We start from the raw sequence: 15,995 nt of genomic DNA on the forward strand, positions 1-15,995 counted from the left end.
GTGGCTGCAACTGCCGGTGAGGCAATGTTCCCGCGACCATCATCCGTAAGCTGCCACTAGCCGCAAAAGAAAAATAAGGAGCCGTCCCTTCCATGACAGCGTCCAGCAACTCCCAGGTGCCGCTCCGGCTGCTCGCGGTCCACGCCCACCCGGATGACGAGTCCAGCAAGGGCGCTGCGACGATGGCAATGTACGCGGCAGCCGGAGTGGACGTACTGGTGGCAACCTGCACGGACGGGTCCCGGGGCGACATCCAAAACCCTGCCGTCGAAGGTGAACCGCATCCCAAGCGGGACATGGCGGGCGCCCGCCGGCTCGAGATGCAGCGGGCCGCCGCCATCCTGGGCATCCGCCAGCGGTGGCTCGGCTTTGTCGATTCAGGCCTTCCCGAAGGCGACCCGCTCCCGCCGCTGCCCGCCGGTTCCTTCGCCACGCTGCCGCTGCACCAAGCGGCAGCGCCCCTGGTGCGGCTGGTCCGTTCCTTCAAACCGCACGTCATCCTCAGCTATGACGAGAACGGCGGATACCCGCACCCGGACCACATCATGGCCCACCGCGTTGCGGTGGAAGCCTTTGAAGCCGCCGGCGATCCCAGCCGCTATCCGGACGCGGGGGAGGCCTGGGAACCCAGCAAGCTCTATTACGACCGCGCCTTCAGCCCCGAGCGGTTCCGCGCGCTGCACTTTGCGCTGGAAGAGGCCGGGCTGCAGTCGCCCTACGCCGAGCGGCTGGCAGCCTGGCTGGAGTCCGACGCCGAGGGGCACACCCCGCCGCCGGCCGCGCACCCCACCACCACGCAGATTGACTGCGGCGACTTTTTCGAAATGCGCGACGATGCGCTGCGCTCCCACCGCACCCAGGTGGACCCCCTCGGGTTCTTCTTCGCCGTTTCGCCGGACATGCAGCGCCGCGTCTGGCCGTGGGAGGACTATTCGCTGATCCACTCCCGGGTGCACTCGGAACTCCCCGAGAAGGACCTGTTCGCGGGGCTAAGATAGACAAGGCAGGCTATTTCTATCCCGCGTAGAAGATGGGCCCGTGACGGCCCCATCCGTCCGCTGCCTGCTGCATCCGTTCCACCAGAAGGTATCCACCGTGCATTCTCTGCTCCTCACCCTCGCCACCACGCCGACCCCGATGCCCACCCCCACGCTGCGGGACGGCATCTCCGAGGACCAGGTGACGCCGGGCCTGCTGGGGTTCATCATGACGGCTTTCTTTGTGGTGGCAACCGCCCTGCTCATCGTTGACATGGTGCGGCGGATCCGAAGGGTGCGCTACCGCGCCCAGGTGGAGGAAGAGCGCATGGCGGCGGCAGCTGCGGCAGACGTGGACGCGGCGGACGTCCAGGACGGGCTCGACGACGGCACGCACCCTTCTGCGGACCCTTCTGCGCCGGACTTCAAGGGCAACGGCCCGGCGAACGGGCTTTCGCAGCCGCGCGAGTAGGCATGTTCCCGGGGGCGTCCGGTCCCTCGAAGAGGACTGCCGGCTTTAGGCGAGGACGGCCAGTGCGATCGCCACGAAGTGGGCGGCGAAGGCGAGCACCGTGAGGGCGTGGAACAGTTCGTGGAAGCCGAAGTGGTGGTAGCTGAAGTTGGGTTTCTTCAGGGCGTAGAAAACAGCGCCAGTGATGTAGAGGACCCCGCCCACGCAGATCAGCACGGCCGAGGGGACACTCGCCTGGAAGAACTGTGGCAGGTAGAAGAGGGCGCCGCAGCCCAGTGCGATGTAGATGGGCACGTAGAGCCAGCGGGGCGCATCAGTCCACAGCAGCCGGAAGAGCACGCCAAGGATGGCCCCTGACCAGATCACCCATAGGAGCACCACTGCCTGCTGGCGTTCCAGGAGTGTCCATGCCAGCGGTGTGTAGGTGCCGGCGATCACCAACATGATGTTGGTGTGGTCCAGCCGCTTCAGGACGAGTTTCACGCGCGGGGACCAGTTGCCGCGGTGGTAAACCGCACTGACTCCGAACAGCAGGACGCCGGTGGCAGCGTAGACGGCAGAGGTGATCCTGCGGTCCGGGGTGGGCGCAAGGGCCACCAGGATGGTGCCCGCGGCCAGAGCCAGCGGCGCGGTGACCGTGTGGATCCAGCCCCGCCACCTCGGCTTGATCATCAGCAGTTCCGCCAGGCGGACGGCGGCGTCATCCACGGCGTTGGATTCCGGTTTCGAGTCGGCGTTCCGGTCCTCTCGCCGGGGTGACGGGGAGTCCGTGGGGGAGTTGCTGTCCATGCCCCCAGAATAACTTACGGGGCGGTAAGTTACCCGTCGGTAACAATGCTGCGCTGTTGTTGTTCCATGCCGCCGGTCCCGGGGTCCCGCCGGCGGTAGCCTAGGATGTGGATGTACGTACGGCAGGAAAGTCAGGTGAGTGGACGCGTGGAGTTGCCCGGGTTCCTCTATGGCTATTACGAGCGCCGGCTGCTCAAGGACCTCCCGAGGGACCGGATTCCCCGGCACATTGGTGTCATGGTGGACGGCAACCGCCGCTGGGCCAAACAGTTCAATGCACCCACCAGTCAGGGCCACCAGGCCGGCGCTGACAAGATCCACGAATTCCTCGGCTGGTGCCAGGAACTCGGCGTCAAGGTGGTGACGCTCTACATGCTGTCCACGGACAACATGAACCGCTCCAGCGAGGAACTTGATCTCCTGATGGGCATCATCGCCAACACGCTGGACCGGCTGGACGAGGACGCCAACATTTCGGTCCATGCCATGGGTGCTCCTGAACTGCTTCCCGACTACCTGGCCGAACGGCTCAACAAGCTCACCGCCAGGACCCCCGTCCGGGAGAAGATCCACGTCAACGTCGCCGTGGGATACGGCGGCCGCCGGGAGATCGTGGACGCCGTCCGGGAACTGCTCCATGACGCCGTCGCCAAGGGCATGGACATCTCAAAGCTTGCCGATGACCTGTGCGTCGATGACATCTCACGCTTCCTCTACACCCGCGGCCAGCCGGACCCGGACCTTGTGATCAGGACGTCAGGGGAGCAGCGGCTTTCAGGCTTCCTCATGTGGCAGAGCGCCTACAGCGAGTTCTACTTTTGCGAGGCACTGTGGCCGGCCTTCCGCAAGGTGGATTTCCTCCGCGCCCTGCGCGACTACGCGGGCCGGCAACGGCGCTTTGGGGCCTGAAACCCCCGGTTCACCACGAGTTCATACATCCGCCGGAGAAATCGCCGCCAAATGGTTGCGGAAATGGCCTGCTGTGGATTTACGTTATATCCATCAGCAGGCAAAACCGCCGGCTGATCGGGGAGGCCAGTACATGGAGCGAAACATCGCACCGGTTGTATGGGAGGCCGGACCCGGCCTCGTGGCCGAGCCGCCTCACCACTAACAATTCCGGGCTTGCGCCCGGGGCTGGAGTCGATGTGGCTACTTCTGAACAACTGCCCGAGGTCCTGGTTGGACAGGGCAGGAAAGCTACCTCTCGCATTGAGCGAAACACCTCTGAAACCGGCGCGGCAACTGATGCTGCGGCCGGTTTTGCTGTCTCCGGAAGGGAAGCCGACATCCACACTTTCGTCATCGACACCTCCGTCCTGCTCTCCGATCCCCGCGCACTCCTGCGGTTCGCCGAACACGAGGTGGTTGTCCCCGTCGTCGTCATCACCGAACTCGAAGCCAAGCGGCACGACCCGGAGCTGGGCTACTTCGCCCGGAAGGCCCTGCGGCTCCTGGATGACCTCCGGGTCAAGCATGGCGGCCTGAACCAGCCCCTCCCCATTGGCGACGAGGGCGGCACCCTGATGGTGGAGCTCAACCACATCTCCTCCGAAGTCCTGCCCCTGGGCTTCCGCAGCGGCGACAACGACAGCCGGATCCTCGCCGTGGCCAAGAACCTGGCCAACGAGGGACGCAACGTCACCGTAGTCTCCAAGGACCTGCCCATGAGGGTCAAAGCCTCCGCCATGGGCCTCACCGCTGACGAATACCGCAACGAACTGGTCAAGGACTCCGGCTGGACCGGCGTCGCCGAAGTGGAAGCCGACGAGCAGGAGATCGCTACCCTGTACGGCCACGAGCCTGTCTTCATCCCCGCCGCCGCCGAACTGCCCGTCAACACCGGGCTGGTGCTACTCTCCAACCGCGGCTCGGCGCTCGGCCGGGTGGGTGCCGACAAGCAGGTCCGCCTGGTCAAGGGCGACCGGGACGTGTTCGGACTCCACGGCCGGTCCGCCGAGCAACGGCTGGCCATCGACATGCTGATGGATCCCGCCGTCGGCATCGTCTCCATCGGCGGCCGCGCCGGTACCGGCAAGTCCGCACTGGCCCTCTGTGCAGGCCTCGAGGCGGTGCTGGAACGCCGCGAACACCGCAAAGTGATCGTCTTCAGGCCCCTCTACGCCGTGGGCGGCCAGGAACTCGGCTACCTGCCGGGCTCCGAGTCGGAGAAGATGAACCCCTGGGCGCAGGCAGTCTTCGACACCCTGGGCGCATTGGTCAGCCAGGAAGTGGTGGAGGAGGTCATGGACCGCGGCATGCTCGAAGTCATGCCGCTCACCCACATCCGCGGACGCTCCCTCCACGACGCCTTCGTGATCGTCGATGAGGCCCAGTCCCTCGAAAAGAACGTCCTCCTCACGGTCATGAGCCGCATCGGCCAAAACTCGAAGATCGTCCTCACCCACGACGTCGCCCAGCGGGACAACCTCCGCGTGGGCCGCCACGACGGAATCGCCGCCGTCGTCGAAACCCTCAAAGGACACCCGCTCTTCGGCCACGTCACCCTCACCCGCTCCGAGCGCTCGCCCATCGCAGCGCTCGTGACGGAACTCCTCGAGGGCTAAGCCACCAACGCAGGGACCGTGGCCTGGTTCGCCGGGCCACGGCCCTCTCTTTAGGCGATGCCGAGGAACCGCGCTGCTGCTTCGTGGCCCTCGACCCGCAGCTCCCAGTCGGGTCGCTTGAACGTTTCCGGGGTGACCCGGACCAGTTGGACTGTTTGGACTTGGCTCCCCCAGGCTTTGCGGGTGGTGCCGTTGGGTTCGTAGCCGAGGGAGCGGGATACGCCCAGGGAGGCTTCGTTCCAGGCGGCGGCCTCAGATTCGGCGACTTCCGGGCCGAGCCAGTCGAAGGCCCAGAGGACGACGGCGGCGCGCATCTCTTTGCCAAGGCCCCGGCCCTGGGCGGACTGCTTGAGCCACGAGCCGGTGGACATTGTCTTGAGGGCCGGGAAGTCCTTGGCCCCGACGTCCTGGCAGCCGATGAACTGGCCCTCGTGCCAGATGCCCAGGAGCAGCGTCCAGTTTTCCGGCGTGCACTCGGCCCTGCAGCGCCAGTACCAGCGGGCCATGTTGGGGCCGAGTTCGTCGTCGGGCAGCTCTGTCCAGGGATTGCTGAAGGGGTTGCTGCCGGGCTCGTGGATGCCGCTGCGGGCCGCTTCGACGGCTGCGGGGATGTCCTGGTCGGTGATGGGACGGAGTTCCAGTCGCGGCGTGGCCAGGGTGAGGTCGAACAGGGGCCAGATGGAGCTCATTGTCGTCATCCGCGAAGCGTAGTCCATCCGCGCCGGAAGGACCTGTCACGTCAGGCAGGAACGTCCCAGCTGATGTGCCTGCGGACGTCGGTGAGGTTCATGGACTGAGCCAGGAACAGGTCGTCGAGCATGTACTCATCCACGGCAAGGATCCGGATCCAATGGCCATATCCTACCGTGCCGGCCTCCAGCGATCTGCTGGAAACGCACACGCCGGTGCCGGCGTCCACGCGAAGCCGGGAAGTGCCCGGAAGGCACAGCGGGGCGGCCGGATCAGCGGGCCGGTAGGCGGCGCTGGGCGCCACAACCGCCTCAAGGACGGGCCGGCCCTCGTGGTCACCCTGCCGGACCTCCCGGATATCCAGGGCGTTGCTGCCCGGAAACTCGATGGGTACAGGAGCGCTGCCGGCGAGTTCCACGGGGTCCAGCGCAGCCGCAAAGCGGCCGTTGCCGAACCCTGGCTCGCCGTAGGCCGCTTCAGGCCGGCGCCGCACCAGCCCGCCGTCGTCGTACACGGGCGTGACCAGGTGGGGAGGCAGGAGCCAGGACTTTCGGGTGGCGCTCACATAGAAGTCGGCTTTGGAATCGTTGATGCCCGTGGTGCTGTGCAAAACCAGCCCTTCCGGGCTTTCCAGCCGAAGCGCCCCGGGCCGGCGCAACCAGGCACGCACAAAAGGTGCGCCGGGAGCCGGGGCGGATTCAAAGGGCTGGTCCCAGTACTCAAACCTCAGCGACTGCCACTTCCAAGGGGATGACCGGCAGAGGTTCCGGAACGTGCCGGCCAGGTCGGGTGGGGCGGCAGGAGGGCCGGGCGCAGCAGGGTCCGAAGCGGGGCGGCGGCGGGAGTCCCAGGTGGACATATCCACATTTTACGCGGGGGCGCTACGGCCGGAATGGGTGCATCCAGTAGCATCCGAGGAGTGATCGGACGACTCGGCGACCTCTGGCAGCACACCCCGCTGGCCTTCTGGCTGGTCCTGGCGGCCTGCCTGTACTTTGCGGTGATGGCCGTCCGGCTTACCATCATCGATGTCCGGCACCACCTCCTGCCCAACAGGATCGTTTTCCCGTCCTACGCGGTGGCGGGCGCGCTCCTGCTCGCGGCGGGCGCAGTAGCGTGGGCCAGCCCGGACGCAGGAGACACAGGAGCGATCCTGGCCACTCCCGCCCTTCGCGTGGTGGCCGGAGCAGGCATCCTGTGGCTGTTCTATTTCGTGCTCCGGTTTATCTATCCGCCGGGCATGGGCTTTGGCGACGTCAAGCTCGCAGGAGTACTGGGCATGTACCTTGGCTACCTCAGCTGGGGGCACCTGTTCGCGGGAACTTTCCTGGCTTTCCTGCTGGGCGGGCTGTGGTCCGTGGCCCTGCTGGCGGCCCGGCGGGGAACCCTGAAGTCCGCCATCCCGTTCGGCCCGTTCATGCTCGCCGGGGCCGCCGCCGCCATGCTGCTGCCCGCCTGAGCGCTTTGCGATGCGGCAAGGACCTGTTGGATAGGCTGTGGTTATGCCTGCACCCGAATATGTCCTGAAGCTGCGCAAGAAGATCGGCAACGACCCCCTTTGGGTTCCCGGGGTCCGCGGGGTAGTGGTGGATGATGCGGGCAGGATCCTGCTGGCCCAGCGGGCGGACAACCGGCAGTGGGCACTCATCAGCGGCATGCTGGACCCGGGAGAGCAGCCTGCCCGGGGCCTGGTCCGGGAGATCTTTGAGGAAACGGCCGTCGTGGCCGAAGCCGAACGCGTGGTGTCCGTCGGCGCGGTGGGTCCGTTCACCTATCCCAACGGCGATGTCTGCGAGTTCCTGGACGTGGTGTTCCTGTGCCGCTACGTCACCGGCGAGGCCAGGGTCAACGACGACGAATCCCTGGCCGTCGGCTGGTTCGGCCCGGACGAGCTTCCCGAACTCATGCCCGGACACCTCACCAGCATCCGCCAGGCCCTGGCACCTTCCGGGGCCGTCCACTTCGAACCGTAGGGACTCCCGGGCGCAAATGAAACAGGGGCGCCGCACCCCCCCCAAAAAAAATTGCGGCCACCCTGTTGGTCTTCTTGGCTGCCGCCGGTGAGTAGCAAGTGCCGGCAGCCAGCCCGGCAGCGGCCAGGACAAGTGTCCGACGGCGGTCAGCGGCCCTGGGAAACCAGCTCGACGCCTGGGCCAGTGCAACTTTGCTGCTTCTGAGTTAAAGTGCGACGGCGGCCGGTCACCTTCCGTTCGGAAGGTGACCGGCCGCCGTCGAGCGTTAGCCGGTTGTGCCGGGGGACGTCAGGCCTTGTGGGCCGGGGACGTCATGGTGGTGACGTCCAGCGCCTTGTCCAGGTCGGCTTCGGAGACCTTGCCTTCGCCGTCGCCGACGAAGCCCAGCTTCTCGGTGGCCTGGCGGATGGTCAGGCCTTCCTTGACGGCGGTCTTGGCGATCTTGGCGGCGTTCTCGTAGCCGATGTACTTGTTCAGCGGCGTGACGATGGACGGCGATGCCTCGGCCAGGAAGCGGGCGCGCTCCACGTTGGCCGTGATGCCATCGATCATCTTGTCCGCCATGACCCGGCTGGTGTTGGCCAGCAGGCGGATGGACTCCAGCAGGTTGGCGGCCATCACCGGGATGCCGACGTTGAGTTCGAAGGCGCCGTTGGTGCCGGACCAGGCGATGGTGGTGTCGTTGCCGATGACCTGGGCGGCCACCATGATGGAGGCCTCGCAGATGACCGGGTTGACCTTTCCGGGCATGATGGACGAACCGGGCTGCAGGTCCGGGAGGGCGATTTCGCCAAGGCCCGTGTTGGGGCCCGAACCCATCCAGCGAAGGTCGTTGTTGATCTTCATGAAGGAGATGGCGATGTTGCGCAGCTGGCTGGATGCCTCGATCAGGCCGTCGCGGTTGGCCTGGGCCTCGAAGTGGTCGCGGGCCTCGGTCAGCGGCAGGCCGGTGTCCGTAGCGAGCAGTTCGATGACGCGCTCCGGGAAGTCGGCGGGGGTGTTGATGCCGGTGCCTACGGCGGTGCCGCCCAGCGGAACCTCGGCAACGCGGGGGAGTGAGGCGTTAATGCGCTCGATGCCGTATCGGACCTGGGCCGCGTAGCCGCCGAACTCCTGGCCCAGGGTCACCGGGGTGGCGTCCATGAGGTGGGTGCGGCCGGACTTGACGACGTCCTTGAACTCGGCGGCCTTGCGCTCCAGCGACTCGGCCAGGTAGCCGAGGGCGGGGATGAGGTCGTTGATCAGCGCGGAGGTGGCCGCAACGTGGACCGAGGTGGGGAACACGTCGTTGGAGGACTGCGAGGCGTTGACGTGGTCGTTCGGGTGGACAACCTTGTCGCTGCCGGCCGCCTTCAGTGCACGCGTGGCCAGCTCGGCGATGACCTCGTTGGTGTTCATGTTCGAGGAGGTGCCGGAGCCGGTCTGGAAGACGTCGATGGGGAAGTCGCCGTCGTACTTGCCGGCGGCCACCTCATCGGCAGCGTCTGCAATCGCCTTGGCCAGCTCGCCGTCGAGCACGCCCAGTTCTGCGTTGGCCTGGGCAGCTGCCTTCTTGACCCGGGCCAGCGCCTCGATGTGGGTGCGCTCCAGGGTCTTGCCGGAAATAGGGAAGTTCTCCACTGCCCGCTGCGTCTGCGCGCGGTACAGTGCGTTCACGGGGACGCGGACTTCGCCCATCGTGTCATGTTCAATGCGGAACTCTTCAGTGGAAGTCATGGGGCTAGCTTATGGCGATCGGGTGCCCCATCGAAAACCGTTAAGGGTGCATTGCCGGCGGCCAGTTGGACCGCCGGCAAGTTGCTTTTAGAGCTCGCCGATTCCGGAAACAAGGTCGGCGCGGCCCTCTGCCAGGCGGTAGGAGAGACCGATGACTGCGGTCCGGCCCTCCTCGATTGCGGTGGAAATCACACGCGAGCTGTCCGCGAGGCGCTGCGACATCTGCTTGACGTTCTCCACCACCATGTCGTTGACCTCGGGCTGGTTGTTCCGCAGGGAGGTGAGGACGGAGGGGGTGATGCGTTCCACGAGGTCGCGGATGAATCCCGCCGGCATCTCGCCGGTCTCAACGGCGTCCTTGGTGGCCGTGACGGCACCGCAGTTGTCGTGCCCAAGCACCACGATCAGCGGCACCCCCAGCACGGCGACGCTGTATTCCAGGGAGCCCAGGACGGCGTCGTCAATTACTTGCCCGGCCGTGCGGACCACGAAGACGTCGCCCAAGCCGACGTCGAAAATGATTTCAGCCGCAAGGCGGGAGTCGGAGCAGCCGAAGATCACCGCGAAGGGGTTCTGGGTCTCCACCAGTGAGGAGCGCCGTGAGGCGTTCTGGTTCGGATGGGAGGACTCGCCGTTTACGAAACGTTCGTTGCCTTCGCGCAGGCGGCGCCATGCCAGTGCAGGGGTGAGGTTAGTAGCCATGCTTACTACATTAAGGCGCGGCAGTGGCGGACGGTGAAACTGTGACGGCAGGGTTGGCGTCAAGGGAGGTCACGACGGCGGCCGCCAGTGTTGCGAACTCGTCCAGTTGGGCGGCCCCGGAGAGGACGACGGTGCTGCCCTTGTAGTTCAGGATCATCGACTTTTCGCCCTTGCCGGTATCCCGCAGTTCCCACTCCTTGCCGCCGGCGTTCCGCGAGCCGGTGACGGGTGCATTCTTGGTCTGCTGTAGGAGCCAGGTGGGGTTGGCCTTGGTGGTCTGCACCAATCCGATAAAGGATGCCTTGGGGGTCAGGTAGCCAACCTCCCACGTGGGCACGCCACTGGCCGTTCCGCCCTCCCACCGGGCGTAGTTCGCACGGAACACGTTGCCGGTGTCCGGCGCAACGGGTGTGAATCCAGCCACATCTGCCGCATTCCGCGCCACCGATGCAACATCGACGTCCGGCCGGAAGCCCTCGCCCTTGGGCTGGGGATTCATCAGGACCACGGGCAGGAACGCCGCAATGCTGAGCACCAGGGCGATGATCATGCCGATCACCGAGGCGTTGGCCCGCTTGGCGGCCGCCGCCGGAATGACGGGCTTGACGGGAGTTTCCGCACTGCTGCCGGAAGCGGCGGGGCGGCCTTCGGGCTGTGGCTCGCCGGAGCTGGGACTGGTGGCTTCCTGCATGTCGTTCACCCCTCTATAGTCGCCCATCCCTGAGCCGGACTTCCATTCGGGCCCGGCCGCGGCCCGGCACCACCTCCAGAGGTACATTGCGGGACCGCGTCATGGGCCGCCCATGGCGAGGCGCCGCGACTATGATCGATAGCAGAGGAATCACCGTTCTGCTGCACCGGCGGGCGGGTTCAATGATCGCCACTCGAAGAAGAGGTTCACGTGTCACCAGCGTCCATGACCCAGAAGTACTCCACGATTTCACCGTCCCTTGCGGTGGGCCACGACGAGCCGGACCGCAACCTTGCCCTTGAACTCGTCCGCGTCACCGAGGCGGCCGCCATCGCCGGCGGCCACTGGGTTGGCTTCGGCGACAAGAACACCGCTGACGGCGCAGCCGTCGATGCCATGCGTTCCTTCCTGCAAACCGTCCACTTCAACGGCGTCGTGGTGATTGGCGAGGGCGAAAAGGACGAAGCCCCCATGCTGTTCAACGGAGAGCGCGTGGGCGACGGCACCGGCCCCGAAGTGGATGTGGCTGTTGACCCGATCGACGGAACACGCCTGACCGCCCTGGGCATCAACAACGCGCTGGCCGTCCTGGCCGTTGCCGAACGCGGCTCCATGTTCGATCCCTCGGCCGTGTTCTACATGGAGAAGCTGGTCACCGGCCCCGAAGCCGCGGACATGGTGGACCTGCGCCTGCCGGTCAAGCAGAACCTGCACCTGATTGCCAAGGCCAAGGGCGTCAAGGTCAACCAGCTGAACGTCATGATCCTTGACCGCGACCGCCACCGCCCGCTGGTGGAGGAAATCCGCGAAGCCGGTGCACGCACCAAGTTCATCATGGACGGCGACGTTGCCGGCGCCATCGCTGCAGCCCGCTCCGGAACCGGCGTGGACGCGCTGATGGGCATCGGCGGAACCCCCGAGGGCATCGTGGCCGCCTGCGCCATCAAGTCCCTGGGCGGCGTCATCCAGGGCCGCCTGTGGCCCACCAGCGACGAAGAGAAGCAGAAGGCCATCGACGCCGGCCACGACCTGGAACGCGTGCTGTCCACCAACGACCTCGTCTCCAGCGACAACTGCTACTTCGCAGCCACCGGCATCACCGACGGCGACCTGCTCAAGGGCGTCCGCTACTCCAAGGACAAGGTCCTGACCCAGTCCATCGTGATGCGCTCCAAGTCCGGCACCATCCGCTTCGTTGACGGCGAGCACCAGGCCAGCAAGTGGGAGAACTACGCCCGCAAGAGCTGATTCCCGCCGGTGCAGGTTCGCAAAGCCCCGGGGCGCCGCGCGCGCATCCGGGGTTTTGCCGTTAATGCCTTGGTATAGGGTTTAAGCCATGATTCCTGCTGTTGTGCCCTGTACTGACCGCGCCCTTTGGGACGAGCACGTTGACCGGTTCCAGGGGCATCCGCAGCAGCTGTGGGGCTGGGGCGAGACCAAGGCGGCGCACGGCTGGTCCGTGGACCGGGTCCTGGTCAAGGCCGGGGATGAAACCATCGGTGCCGCCCAGCTGCTGGTCCGCAGCCTTCCCGTCCCATTCCGGGCACTGGTCTACATTCCGCGCGGCCCCATGTGCTCCGTCGAAGATGCCCAGGTGGTCCTCAACCGGCTGGCCGAACACGCTGCCCTCCGGCACCGGGGCGTGGCCCTCAGCATCGAACCGGACTGGGACCGGGACTCCGCTTTCGCCGGTGCCGTGGCCGCTGCCGGATTCAGGGAGTCCACCAACACGGTGCTGATCCCGCGAACGCTCATCCTGGACCTCACCCGGACCGATGACGAACTGATGGCGGAGATGTCCAAGTCCACGCGGGCCAACATCCGCAAGTCGATGCGCAGCGACGTGGAATTCCGCAAGGTCAAGAACGATTCCGAGCTGGAACAGGTCCTGGCCATCTACCACCAGACCGCCGAGCGGGCGGGCTTCGGCATCCATGAGGACCAGTACTACCGCGACATCTTCCACAACCTCGGTGATGCCTCGCCCATCATCGGAGCGTTCGACGGCGAACAGCTGCTGGCGTTCACGTGGCTGTCGCGCAGCGGCACCACCGCCTTCGAACTTTACGGCGGCGTCTCCGCCGAAGGACAGAAGCAGCGCGTGAATTACGGCGTAAAGTGGGCTGCCCTGCAGTCCATGCGCGAGGACGGCTGCAGCCGGTACGACTTCAACGGCCTGCTCAACGACGGCATCTCCGACTTCAAGAAGCAGTTCGCCAGGCACGAAAACATGCTGCTGGGGACCTGGGAAAAGCCGCTCTCGCCCTTCTACCCCGCATACGCCAAGGCCATGCCGCTGGCGCGCAAGGGCCTCCAGAAGGGTCGCCAACTACTGAAAGGCGCGGCCGGACGGGTCGGCCCGCTGGTCCGGAAATTGCGCCCGGGCAACTGACTGAGCCAGGAAAGAAGGGCGACGCCGGCACCCGCTTGGCGGTTTCTAGGGGTCGTTGCAACACTGCTGGTGTTATGTGGTCATTAGTAGATCACGCAGACGCTCGGCTGGGGTGTCCCAGCCGAGCGTTTTGCGTGGTCGGCTGTTGAGTTCTTGGGCGACGTGTTCGAGGTCTTCGGGGCCATAGATGGATAGGTCCGTGCCTTTTTCGAAGTATTGGCGCAGCAAGCCATTGGTGTTTTCGTTGGAGCCGCGTTGCCAGGGGCTGGCGGGGTCGCAGAAGTAGACCTGCATGTCCGTGGCCATGGTGAAGGATTTGTGGGCTGCCATTTCCGCGCCCTGGTCCCAGGTCAGGGAGCCTCGGAGGTGTTCGGGGAGTGTCTTCATCGTGGCGATGAGGCCATCACGGACGGTTTCGGCGGTGTGGTCTCCGGGCAGATGGACGAGCATGACGTATCTGGTGGTGCGTTCAACGAGGGTGGCGATGGCGGACTGGTTGCTTGCCCCGGTGATCAGGTCTCCTTCCCAGTGTCCTGGAACGGCGCGGTCTTCAACTTCGGGTGGGCGTTCGGAGATCATCACCATAGGGTCAGCGAAGCGGGGCTGCCGCTGCTGGGGGTCCTTGTGAGGCTTACGGCGCGTCCGGCCGGTGCGCAGAGCTGCCTGGACTTCACGTTTGAGTCCTCCGCGGGCCTGGAAGTAGAGGGCCTGATAGATCGTTTCTGGGCTCACGCGCATCTCCGGGTCGTTGGGAAACTTCCTGATCAGCTTGTTGCTGATCTGTTCCGGTGACCAGCGCCGAAGCAGCTTCTTCTTCACATACTTTCGTAACCGGTGGTGAGTGACCAGCTTGCTGTCCTTGGGCCGGGGCCGCCGGGCGGTCGCGGCACGTTGGGCTGCATAGGCGTAATACTTCCCATCGTTGACACTGTTCCTGGCCAGTTCCCGGCTGATGGTCGAGGCGGACCGGCCCAGCTCCCTGGCGATCTTCCGGACCGGTGTGCCGGCAGCGCGGAGGTCAGCAATCCGTTCCCGGTCCTGCAAAGTCAGGAATCTGGCATCCAGTGGTTTCTCCAAGGCCGCAAGTGCGGGAAACGCGCCAGAATCGGTGATCGCTTCGTCGGTGGTCAGTGTCATCACACCACTGGTGTAATCGACCCGGCGGCCATCACGGTAGATTCGCCCGTTCCGTGTCCTTCTGACCCCGTTGTCCCATTCCTGGGCCGTGCACCGGTTAATGCCCAGTTCTTTGGCAGCCTCCCGGCGTGTCATTCCAGCTTCGCGGAGCTTGCGGAAATCCTCACGGCTGGGGCCTTCCGTGCGTTTCCGCGCAAGCCCGGCCTTCTGGGTCCACTTGTAACAAGTTTGACGGCTCAACCCCAGTTCGGCAGCGGCAACCGTAGTGCTACCGGTACGCGCCAAAGCCTTGAAGAACGCTGCCTTCACCTCCGGGGTTACTCTCGCCCCACGGACATTCCCGCCATTTATGGTGCCGGCAGATATTCCCGCCTCACGCAGCCACCGGTAGCACGCCGACGGTTTAAGCCCGAGCTCAGCCGCGGCAAGAGCAACACTCCCCGCGCTTGCCAGTGCCCGGAAGAACCCTTCCCTTTCCCCGGAGGTATAGCTCCGTCGAGGGGTCCTGCCCTCGCTTAAAGACGACATGGTCGTTGCAACTCCCAAAACTAAGGGGTGTTGCAACGACCACTAGAACCCAAGCTTGGGTGCCGGCGTCGCCCTTCTTTCCCGGGGCTAGAGTCCGGTGGTCACCGCGAAGGCCAGCGCCGGCTCGGCGCTTCCGGCCACCCAGTGGACGTTGACGGGGGCTTCCGCGGCCGCGATGAACGCGCTCCGGCCCCTGGACAGCTGCAGGTCGCCCCTGGGTGAGTCAAGGTACACCTCGCCGGCCACCACGATGACCACCGCGGCGCCGGACTGCGCCAGGGGTACAGGTCCCGAATCCGGCCCCAGCTCGATGCGCTGCAGCTGGAACTCCTTGAACGGGGGGCGGAACAGTTCCTGGTCCATCACCGTCTTCTCGGCGTCCAGCATGGGCACTGCCACTGGGTGGAAATCGATGGTGTTCAGGAGCTCCGGGACGTCCACGTACTTGGGCGTCAGGCCGCCGCGAAGGACGTTGTCCGAGGAGGCCATGACCTCCACACCCAGCCCGTGCAGGTATGCGTGCACGTTCCCGGCGGGGAGGTAGACAGCTTCCCCGGGCGTCAGCGAGATCCGGTTCAACAGCAGCGAGATCAGCACGCCGGGGTCGCCCGGGTACTTTTCGTTAAGGCTGATGACCGTGCCCAACTCGGCCTGGTACGGCTCCAGGGAAGCGCGCGACAGCAGGGCTTCGACCACCAGGGCAGTATCTTCAGCCACGCCCTGGCCGCCAGTGATCAGCCGCTCGAAGGCCCGGCGCAGTCCTGCGCCTTCGTCCGCGGCGGCGAGATCGTCAATCAGGGCCTGGACCAGCGCGGGGGAGGAGGTTTCCTCGGGGAACGCGTGGGTGATGTACTCGAAGATCTCCCGGGTCTCGGCGGCGGGCCGGAACCCGCACAGCGCCTCGAACGGCGTAAGCGCGAGAATCATCTCCGGCTTGTGGTTGTCGTCCTTGTAGTTACGGTTCGCGGCATGGGCGTCCAGCCCGGCGGCGTTCTCCCGCGCGAACCCTGCCCGCGCCTGGTCCAGGCTCGGGTGGACCTGGAGGGAGAGGGGCTGCGCGGCGGCAAGGATCTTGGCCAGGAACGGCAGCCGGGGGCCGAAGGCGGAGACGGATTCCGCGCCCAGGAAGTGTTCCGGGTCCGATGAGATCAGGGCATCGAGGGGGCTCCGGGTGCCGTCCTCCGGCACGTGGGCCACCGACGGCGAGTCAGGGTGCGCACCGATCCACAGTTCGGCCTCCGGGCCACCCGACTCGGGACGGCCCAGCAGCGAGGCGATGGCCGTCGTCGAACCCCAGGCGTAGTCCCGGAGGACGTTCTCAATCTCGTACAAAACCGTTCCGTTCCTTGGTGGATGGGCAT

General features: G+C 65.7%; 16 protein-coding genes. 8 read left to right on the plus strand and 8 right to left on the minus strand.

The annotated features are described in order from the left end of the window. The first annotated feature begins 92 nt into the window (after nucleotides 1-92). Together mca and LFT44_RS05685 are read left to right on the plus strand one after the other, a co-directional pair. Entirely contained in the window at nucleotides 93-998 is a 906-nt protein-coding gene (gene mca / locus LFT44_RS05680) for a mycothiol conjugate amidase Mca (protein WP_236801577.1), read from the plus strand. Nucleotides 999-1,095: 97 nt separating this feature from the next. Further along, nucleotides 1,096-1,449 (plus strand): hypothetical protein, encoded by a 354-nt coding sequence (locus tag LFT44_RS05685; RefSeq protein WP_236802803.1) that lies wholly within the window; start codon nucleotides 1,096-1,098, stop codon nucleotides 1,447-1,449. A gap of 45 nt (nucleotides 1,450-1,494) precedes the next feature. On the opposite strand, the gene trhA is transcribed toward LFT44_RS05685, so the two are convergent. Next, a complete protein-coding gene (gene trhA / locus LFT44_RS05690; RefSeq protein ID WP_236802804.1) occupies nucleotides 1,495-2,136 on the minus strand; it encodes a PAQR family membrane homeostasis protein TrhA in 642 nt (213 codons plus the stop codon). A 249-nt stretch (nucleotides 2,137-2,385) separates the two neighbouring features. On the opposite strand from trhA, the gene LFT44_RS05695 reads away from it, so the two are divergent. Together LFT44_RS05695 and LFT44_RS05700 are read left to right on the plus strand one after the other, a co-directional pair. Next, on the plus strand, nucleotides 2,386-3,147 hold the full coding sequence (locus tag LFT44_RS05695; protein WP_272910836.1) for an isoprenyl transferase: 762 nt from the start codon (nucleotides 2,386-2,388) through the stop codon (nucleotides 3,145-3,147). Between the two features lie 239 nt (nucleotides 3,148-3,386). Next, on the plus strand, nucleotides 3,387-4,805 hold the full coding sequence (locus LFT44_RS05700) for a PhoH family protein (protein WP_236801582.1): 1,419 nt from the start codon (nucleotides 3,387-3,389) through the stop codon (nucleotides 4,803-4,805). Nucleotides 4,806-4,855: 50 nt separating this feature from the next. On the opposite strand, the gene LFT44_RS05705 is transcribed toward LFT44_RS05700, so the two are convergent. Both LFT44_RS05705 and LFT44_RS05710 read right to left on the minus strand, forming a co-directional pair. Continuing rightward, nucleotides 4,856-5,503 (minus strand): GNAT family N-acetyltransferase, encoded by a 648-nt coding sequence (locus tag LFT44_RS05705; RefSeq protein WP_236801583.1) that lies wholly within the window; start codon nucleotides 5,501-5,503, stop codon nucleotides 4,856-4,858. Between the two features lie 41 nt (nucleotides 5,504-5,544). Beyond that, nucleotides 5,545-6,354 carry a hypothetical protein gene (locus LFT44_RS05710; RefSeq protein WP_236801585.1) on the minus strand — a complete coding sequence of 270 codons (810 nt, stop codon included), beginning with the start codon at nucleotides 6,352-6,354 and terminating at the stop codon, nucleotides 5,545-5,547. Between the two features lie 60 nt (nucleotides 6,355-6,414). Between LFT44_RS05710 and LFT44_RS05715 the strand changes: the two genes are divergently transcribed. Then, the gene (locus LFT44_RS05715; protein ID WP_236801587.1) at nucleotides 6,415-6,954 is read left to right on the plus strand and encodes a prepilin peptidase; all 540 of its coding nucleotides are present in this window, start codon (nucleotides 6,415-6,417) and stop codon (nucleotides 6,952-6,954) included. 43 nt (nucleotides 6,955-6,997) lie between these two features. After that, a complete protein-coding gene (locus LFT44_RS05720; protein WP_236801589.1) occupies nucleotides 6,998-7,468 on the plus strand; it encodes an NUDIX hydrolase in 471 nt (156 codons plus the stop codon). Nucleotides 7,469-7,756: 288 nt separating this feature from the next. Here the strand turns inward: LFT44_RS05720 and LFT44_RS05725 are convergent, their stop codons facing one another. From LFT44_RS05725 to LFT44_RS05735, 3 genes are all read right to left on the minus strand, one after another. Then, complete coding sequence (locus LFT44_RS05725; RefSeq protein ID WP_236801592.1) at nucleotides 7,757-9,184, minus strand: class II fumarate hydratase; 1,428 nt, start codon at nucleotides 9,182-9,184, stop codon at nucleotides 7,757-7,759. 87 nt (nucleotides 9,185-9,271) lie between these two features. Beyond that, the gene (locus tag LFT44_RS05730) at nucleotides 9,272-9,886 is read right to left on the minus strand and encodes a carbonic anhydrase (protein WP_236801597.1); all 615 of its coding nucleotides are present in this window, start codon (nucleotides 9,884-9,886) and stop codon (nucleotides 9,272-9,274) included. Nucleotides 9,887-9,896: 10 nt separating this feature from the next. After that, complete coding sequence (locus LFT44_RS05735; RefSeq protein ID WP_236802805.1) at nucleotides 9,897-10,577, minus strand: DUF4245 domain-containing protein; 681 nt, start codon at nucleotides 10,575-10,577, stop codon at nucleotides 9,897-9,899. Nucleotides 10,578-10,802: 225 nt separating this feature from the next. On the opposite strand from LFT44_RS05735, the gene glpX reads away from it, so the two are divergent. Both glpX and LFT44_RS05745 read left to right on the plus strand, forming a co-directional pair. Continuing rightward, nucleotides 10,803-11,825 carry a class II fructose-bisphosphatase gene (gene glpX / locus LFT44_RS05740; RefSeq protein WP_236802806.1) on the plus strand — a complete coding sequence of 341 codons (1,023 nt, stop codon included), beginning with the start codon at nucleotides 10,803-10,805 and terminating at the stop codon, nucleotides 11,823-11,825. A gap of 88 nt (nucleotides 11,826-11,913) precedes the next feature. Next, entirely contained in the window at nucleotides 11,914-12,969 is a 1,056-nt protein-coding gene (locus tag LFT44_RS05745) for a lipid II:glycine glycyltransferase FemX (protein ID WP_236801610.1), read from the plus strand. A gap of 72 nt (nucleotides 12,970-13,041) precedes the next feature. Here LFT44_RS05745 and LFT44_RS05750 read toward each other — a convergent pair whose 3' ends face one another. Both LFT44_RS05750 and manA read right to left on the minus strand, forming a co-directional pair. Next, nucleotides 13,042-14,241 carry an IS30 family transposase gene (locus tag LFT44_RS05750; protein ID WP_442863690.1) on the minus strand — a complete coding sequence of 400 codons (1,200 nt, stop codon included), beginning with the start codon at nucleotides 14,239-14,241 and terminating at the stop codon, nucleotides 13,042-13,044. 480 nt (nucleotides 14,242-14,721) lie between these two features. Beyond that, nucleotides 14,722-15,966 carry a mannose-6-phosphate isomerase, class I gene (gene manA, locus LFT44_RS05755; RefSeq protein WP_236801616.1) on the minus strand — a complete coding sequence of 415 codons (1,245 nt, stop codon included), beginning with the start codon at nucleotides 15,964-15,966 and terminating at the stop codon, nucleotides 14,722-14,724. Nucleotides 15,967-15,995: the final 29 nt, after the last annotated feature.

It is taken from the genome of Arthrobacter sp. FW306-05-C (assembly GCF_021801725.1).
Classification (GTDB): domain Bacteria; phylum Actinomycetota; class Actinomycetes; order Actinomycetales; family Micrococcaceae; genus Arthrobacter.